5 protein-coding genes and 1 pseudogene are annotated in these 7291 nt (G+C 43.1%); 5 read left to right on the forward strand and 1 reads right to left on the reverse strand.

Going from position 1 to position 7291, the window contains the following annotated elements; genetic code table 11:
• The 5 genes and pseudogenes from ACXAC4_RS20120 to ACXAC4_RS20140 form a co-directional block, all read left to right on the forward strand.
• On the forward strand, positions 1-2486 hold a 2486-nt coding region (locus ACXAC4_RS20120), incomplete at its 5' end, for an SbcC/MukB-like Walker B domain-containing protein (RefSeq protein WP_475164964.1).
• A 20-nt stretch (positions 2487-2506) separates the two neighbouring features.
• A complete protein-coding gene (locus ACXAC4_RS20125) occupies positions 2507-2812 on the forward strand; it encodes a BolA family protein (protein WP_475063364.1) in 306 nt (101 codons plus the stop codon).
• 24 nt (positions 2813-2836) lie between these two features.
• Entirely contained in the window at positions 2837-3142 is a 306-nt protein-coding gene (locus ACXAC4_RS20130) for an STAS domain-containing protein (RefSeq protein WP_475063363.1), read from the forward strand.
• 202 nt (positions 3143-3344) lie between these two features.
• Positions 3345-4557, forward strand: a pseudogene (sstT, locus tag ACXAC4_RS20135) (serine/threonine transporter SstT).
• A gap of 245 nt (positions 4558-4802) precedes the next feature.
• On the forward strand, positions 4803-6695 hold the full coding sequence (locus tag ACXAC4_RS20140; protein ID WP_475164966.1) for an FdhF/YdeP family oxidoreductase: 1893 nt from the start codon (positions 4803-4805) through the stop codon (positions 6693-6695).
• 63 nt (positions 6696-6758) lie between these two features.
• On the opposite strand, the gene ACXAC4_RS20145 is transcribed toward ACXAC4_RS20140, so the two are convergent.
• Positions 6759-7253: a sensor histidine kinase gene (locus tag ACXAC4_RS20145; RefSeq protein ID WP_475164967.1), complete on the reverse strand. Its 495-nt coding sequence runs from the start codon at positions 7251-7253 to the stop codon at positions 6759-6761.
• Positions 7254-7291: the final 38 nt, after the last annotated feature.

The following is a 7291-nucleotide window of genomic DNA, read 5'->3' on the forward strand; positions in this document are numbered from 1 at the left end:
CCAAGAAGAAATCGTCGCCCAAGCGAACTCTACTTAAGCAGTTGCAAACGCAGCTGGTTCGACTTGAGCAGCAATATGAGCATTCTGATGTTGGTCTGAAGCTACAGCAGCTTGAACAGAGTAAAAAACTGCTGACGTTGGAAGGTCAACAAGACCGGAAAATGGTGATTCAAGCTCATCAAGTCATGCAATTGCTGTCAGCGTTGCAAGTATTTGATGATGTCTTATCCAAAGAAATTAAAGAGCTCATTACTGAAGCGCAATCTTTAGTGAGTTCTATTGATAGTGAAGGTAACATTTTAGGCAGTGCGAAAGCGGTAAGTCGCTTACTGGCTAAAATCAATGATGCCTTAGATGAAGGTAAGGGCGCTTTATTCCAACAGCGTACACAGCTAAACCGTAATATCCTGAATCTAAAAGATGAGTGCCGCCAGCTTGAAGCCGATGTCTCATCTCTAAAAGGTGGCTCAAGTCCTTTATCACCCAATGTAAAACGCCTGATTGATCTATTAGACCAAGCCAACATTAAGGCGACACCACTTAGTCATTTAGCAGAAGTAACGGATCACAAGTGGCAAGATGCCATTGAAGGTTACTTGGGTAGCCAGCGTGAAGCACTGATCGTGGAGCCAGATGACGCAGAAGAGGCGATTCGTATTTTCCGTGCCCACCGTCGTCAGTTAATGGGCTGTCGCGTGATTGATACCACGCAAACGCGCCTATGGTTGAATCGTGGTGATCAAAACTCTGTTTTGCGTTTTATTCGTTGTAATAATGATCATGCTCAAGCTTACTTGAATCGCCGTTTAGGTGGTATCAAGCCGGTCGATACTGAGCGTCAACTGTTACGTGAAGACAGTGCTATGACTGCAGATGGCATGTTAAAGCTGTCCGGTACGATTTCGACAATCCGCTTCATGCCTCATATGATGGTGGGTATCAATACCGACGGCATGCGTCAGTCTCGAGAAGCGCAATTGCAACAATTGAGCGGCGAATTGATGGATTACATGAAAACGGACCAACGACTAGAGCAAGCTGACTCTATGTTAGGACGTGTTATGGCAGCTAATCAATTTGACGCAGAAGCACTTCAGGAAGCCGGTGTTGCCAATACCCGTATTGCCCAAGACCTCGCTGATGTAGAAGCTCAAATTGCAGCATTACAGCAACGTGATGATACAGATTTGCAAGAACGTATTGATAGCTTAAAAGAACGTATTCAATCGATTGAGCTTGAGCGCAAGAAGTTAGACCGTGAACGTCAGCAGATCGCTGAGCAATATGGTTCTTTGAACACACAGAAGAACCAACTCGCTGAAGCGCTATCAGCGTTGGATGAAGAGCGTACACGCATTACCTCTAGTCCATTGTTTAATGCCGAGTACGCTAGTGAACGCTATGACCTGCTTGAATCCAGCATGGTCAACGGTGCAGCGATTTACAAAGAGGCTATGAGTCGTTCTGAAAAAGCGACTGAAAAAGTCAAAATGTTTGATCAGAAAGTTCGTAAAGAGGTGGCTGATCACTATGCTAAATATCACAATAGTAGTTTGGATGATGATATTCAGCTTGATTACCTCGAATCAAAATTTGAAGAATTCGAGCATTATGTGACTTATCAGATCGACTTGCTAAGTGAAACGGAATTGGCGAAATACGCTAAACGTGCAGAGCTTGCTCGTCGTGAAGCCGAAGAAACCTTCCGTAGTGACTATGTGTCGAAATTGAAGGACTCTTTGGATCAGGTGGCTTTGATCATCAAAGAGTTGAATAATAGCTTGAAACGACGTCCATTTAACCAAGAGGTGTATCAGTTCCGTTTCTACCCGAACGGTGATATGAAAGATATCTTGGATTTAGTGGCGAAATTCAGTGACCATGATCAAGCTAATGTTGGTGGATTGTTTGATCCTGAGCAAACAGGTGATCCAGAGCATGCGAAAGCGATCGCTGTTATCCAAGAACTGATTAGCGATGAAGAGAAGCAGAAAGATTTAGCGGACTACCGTAAGTTTTATAACTTCGAAGTCGATATCTTAGATTTAGATGGTCAGAAGAAAACAACATTGTCCCAGCGTATACAGACGGGTTCTGGTGGTGAGCACCAAATTCCGTTCTACTTGGCGATTGCCGCGGCACTGTCTACCACTTATCGTCTCCATGAAACAATGGATGGTGATATTGTTGGTGGCTTCTCATTGGCGATGTTTGATGAGGCCTTCAACAAGATTGATATGGCGAAAACATCCACTTGTATGGGCTTTATGCGTGATATCGGTCTACAAGTGATTGCGGCGGCACCGGATGATAAGCGTGCAGTGATGGCAGCCAATATGGATACCATTATCAGTGTGTGGCGTGAAGGTGGAGCGGTATCGATTGATGTTGCTTACCCACAACAGCGTGGTAAAGCCTTGCTCAGTGGGGACCATGAGTTGGATAATGAAAACAGCGCAGACCAAACAACGGTTGCAGCAGAGTAAACGCAGTGCGTGGAGTTAGTATGAGCGTAGAAAACGAAATCAGTGAAACCATTCAGCGAGCGTTTAATGTTCACCACATTGAGCTAGAAAACGAAAGCTACAAGCACAATGTCCCAGAAGGGAGTGAGTCCCACTTTAAGCTGACTTTAGTGAGTAATGTGTTTGAAGGGAAGCGTGCGGTGCAACGCCATCAATTGGTATATGGTGCTTTAACTGATCAAATGAAGAAAATTCATGCCTTAGCACTACATTTATATACAGACGAAGAGTGGGAAGCTCGCCGTTATGAATCCCCGCAATCGCCAGATTGCATGGGAGGGCATTAATTAAATGGAAGAGTACATTAGCATATGAGTATTACGGTCATTGAAAAAAAAGCAAGCGGTACAGTTGAAATTCGAATAGAAGGAAGTTTTGATTTTTCCTTATTTAATGATTTTCGTACATCATATGAGAGTTTCGTTGGTAGCCATTACGAACGATTCGTTATTAATATTGAAAGTGTTGAGTATTTAGATAGTGCCGCACTAGGAATGTTATTGAGTATGAAAGTAGCGCTCGGTGAAAATATCGAAATCCGGATAGACGGCGCTAATGAGTTCATTCGTAATATTTTGATGATCTCTCGTTTCGACAAAAGATTCTCGATAACTTAATTAGTGAACTCGATTTAAGAAATGTGTGCCATTACGGTGCGTTTTGAATCTTTAGATGAGTTATCTTACATATTGCTTGTTTCAGAAAACTTGTGATTTATCTATTTTATGGCTGTTTAAAGTAACAATTTCATCAAAAAGGTTCATTTATTGACCGTGATGCTTTATGGTGCACGCTCTTAAAATATGATGGATATTTTTCATGGCTTTAAGCACAACCCCAACGCTTTTTCAGCGTTACATGAATGGCAGCCTTGTGTTGCAAATTATTGTTGGCATCGTTTGTGGTGTTATTTTAGCTACGATTTCGCCCAGTACTGGGCAGTCCGCTGGGATATTAGGTAGTTTTTTTGTTAAGGCATTGAAGGGCATTGCGCCTGTTCTTGTTTTCTTACTTGTAATTGCTTCTATTGCAAATCACAAAGAAAAATCAGCAAACACATATTAAACCAGTCTTGGTTCTGTATATTCTCGGGACGCTTATTGCTGCGGTAACAGCAGTTATGTTCAGCTTTGTTTTTCCCAGTGAATTAAATTTGATTGCAACGGACTTAAGTCGTGCGGCACCAAGAGGTATTGGTGAGGTGCTGCATACCCTTGTATTTAATATGGTTGATAATCCGGTTAATGCTCTAGTGAATGGTAATTACATTGGTATATTGACCTGGGCAATCGTAATCGGGATTGGTCTACGACAGGCCTCTGATACCACAAAAGCGTTGTTACAGAATTTGGCCGATGGGATTACGACTGTGGTAGGGTTTGTTATTCGTCTAGCGCCTTTTGGGGTATTTGGCTTGGTAGCTAATACCATTGCCACGACAGGATTTGAGGCACTGTTTAGTTACTCTCATCTTTTGGCTGTGTTGGTTGGTGCTATGTTATTCATTGCATTAGTGACTAACCCGCTATTAGTCTTCCTAGCGACTCGTCAGAACCCATACCCACTCGTTTTTCAATGTTTGAAATCCAGTGGCATCACCGCATTTTTCACACGAAGCTCAGCGGCGAATATACCGGTTAACATGGCCCTTTGTGAAAAGCTTGGTTTAGACGAGGATACCTACTCCGTATCGATTCCACTTGGTGCGACGGTCAATATGGCTGGGGCAGCGATCACCATTACAGTATTAACTCTAGCAGCAGTGAATACTTTAGGCATTCCTGTTGATATGGGGACTGCCATTCTTCTTAGCATCATTGCTGCGGTGTCCGCTGGTGGTAGTTCTGGTGTGGCAGGTGGTTCTTTATTGCTGATTCCTTTGGCGTGCAGTCTTTTCAATATTCCTAATGATATCGCCATGCAAGTGGTTGCGGTCGGATTTATCATTGGTGTTTTACAAGATTCGGCAGAAACAGCGTTAAACAGCTCAACAGATGTTTTATTCACTGCTGCTGCTTGTCGACGCGTATAATATTCACCTGGCCGACAATGTTTTTGAAAGCGAGCGCTAAGCTCGCTTTTTTAGTTTTATCAATCATTGATACATGGTGATCATACAGCCTACCTTAATTCTAGACCTGATCATAATAACTTATTGACCTGTAGGGACTGTATCGAGTTATGCCAATATGCTATTTTGTGATTAGTTCTTATTAACCCATTGTCATGGTCGACTGTTTGTTTACGCCATGATTTGCTTTATGGATCAAGCGTCGCATGCGTAAAAATGATATTTACTTTACCCCATATTCAGGCCCAGCAGGTGGTTGGGGGGCATTAAAAAGCACCACTAAACACTTATTAAAAAGTAGAAATGCCACTAGAAATATTTTTACTCTCCTTAAGACAAATCAGCCGAAAGGCTTTGATTGTCCTGGTTGCGCATGGGGAGAAAAGCACGATCCCGCCAAAATACGGTTTTGTGAAAACGGTGCTAAGGCCGTAAATTGGGAAGCAACTTCTCGTAAAGTCGGTGCAGAATTTTTTGCTCAGCATTCCGTAAGTTGGTTAAAAGAGCAAAGTGACTATTTTTTAGAATATCAAGGACGACTTACAGAGCCAGTGCGCTATAATTCGGATTCAGACAAATATGAACCGATTACTTGGTCTGATGCGTTTGCATTGATTGCCAAACATCTTAAGGCGTTGCCTTCGCCGCATCAAGGCGCGTTTTATACCTCTGGCCGAGCGAGCAATGAAGCAGCGTTTTTATATCAATTGTTTGTTCGAGCTTTTGGCACCAATAACTTTCCTGATTGTTCGAACATGTGTCATGAAGCCAGTGGTTATGCGTTAACAAGTAGCATTGGCGCGGGTAAAGGGACTGTCACGATTGATGACTTTGAAGAAGCGGATTGTGTGTTGGTATTCGGGCAAAACCCTGGTACAAACCATCCGCGCATGCTTGATACTCTGCGAGACTGTGTCGAAAATGGCGCTCAGGTATTAACGTTTAATACCTTAAAAGAACGTGGGTTAGAACGATTCCAGCATCCGCAGAACCCAGTGGAAATGCTGACAAATTCCTCTAAACCGCTCAATACCGCTTATTTTACACCGAAACTGGGTGGAGATATGGCGGTGATTCGGGGCATGGCCAAACATATACTTGAACGCGAAGACGCAGGAGAAAGTCTGTTAGATTGGGCTTTCTTAAAAGAGCATACGCAAGGCTATGAGGCCTACATTGAGCTCGTGCGCGAAACGTCATGGTCTAAGATTCTGGAGCAATCAGGACTTAGCCGTGATGACATTGAGTATGCGGCTAATCAATATGCCAATGCAGAGCGAGCCATTTGCACTTGGGCGATGGGGGTGACTCAACATTACCACTCCGTGCCCACCATCCATGAAATCATCAACTTCTTAAGCTTGCGTGGCAATATCGGCAAGCCTGGGGCAGGGGCATGTCCTGTTCGTGGTCACAGTAATGTTCAAGGTGATCGTACCATGGGGATTAACGAAAAGCCGAACCAAGCATTACTTGATAGCCTTGAGAAGCGCTTTGGCTTTAAGCCGCCCCAAGAACACGGATACGCAGTGGTTGATACCATTCGGGCGATGAAGGAAGGCAAGGTTAAAGCCTTTATTGCCTTGGGTGGTAACTTTGCTGCAGCAACGCCTGATACGCAAGCGACAGCTGAAGCGCTTCAACAATGTGATTTAACCGTTCAGATCAGTACCAAACTAAACCGATCCCATCTAATTACGGGTAAAGATGCTCTGATTTTGCCTTGTCTAGGACGTACTGACATAGACCTTCAACAGAACGGTGAGCAAGCTGTTACCGTGGAAGACTCATTTAGTATGGTGCATGCATCGGGTGGTGTCATGGAGCCTCTGTCATCGAAAATGCGTTCAGAGCCATGGATCATCGCCAGTATGGCTCAGGCGACACTAGGGGAGTTTCCAATAGATTGGATGGCGACTGTTGAAGACTACGACAATATTCGAAATATGATTGCCGATGTCTTCCCTGCCTTTACGGGATTTAATGAAAAGATCAAGCAAGCTGGAGGCTTTTACTTAGGTAGTCACCCACGTGAGCGCATATGGGGAGGTGCTGATCTCTTGACACTGCACGAGGAACTTAACCTTAGCAATACGTAACTGAACGAAGTAGGTACGTAAAAATTACGTATTGCTAAGGTTAACGACGGTTAGATTCACCTCTTACACAGCACCTTGAGTAAATTCACTAAATAGCAACTGTTGCTGTTGCTTAGAGATACCTATACCAGTGTCTTTTACAGAAATGAGTAAATTATTGTCTCGGTATTCAACTAACAGACTTACCTCACCTTCTTCAGTGAATTTAATTGCATTACTTAACAGGTTATTAGTAATTTGCGTTACTCGAAGTGAATCTAATTCTAAAAACTCTGGTAAATCAGAACTGAGCTGATAACTGAAGTTCACTTGCTTTTGAGACACATAAGAGCGGTGAATCGCTGATAAATCATCAAATATTTTTACAGGGCTAATAGCACGAATGTCCAACTTTAAAGCCCCAGCTTCAATCTTAGAATAATCTAAAATGTCATTTAATATTAGAAGCAAGTTTTTAGCTGATGTTTGAATTATTCCTAACTGCTTTACATCATCTGAGTTTCCTTCGCGCTCATTAATCAGTAACTCTGTTAGACCTATAATACCATTTAAAGGCAGGTGCTGTGTAAGAGGTGAATCTAACCGTCGTTAACCTT

The sequence above is a fragment of the Pseudoalteromonas sp. AWM4_233 genome, from assembly GCF_056158285.1.

Bases quoted from the DNA above. Each gene is read 5' to 3' on its own strand.
- ACXAC4_RS20140 (WP_475164966.1), top strand. From the start codon at position 4,803: ATGCGTAAAAATGATATTTACTTTACCCCATATTCAGGCCCAGCAGGT.
- ACXAC4_RS20130 (WP_475063363.1), top strand. From the start codon at position 2,837: ATGAGTATTACGGTCATTGAAAAAAAAGCAAGCGGTACAGTTGAAATT.
- ACXAC4_RS20125 (WP_475063364.1), top strand. From the start codon at position 2,507: ATGAGCGTAGAAAACGAAATCAGTGAAACCATTCAGCGAGCGTTTAAT.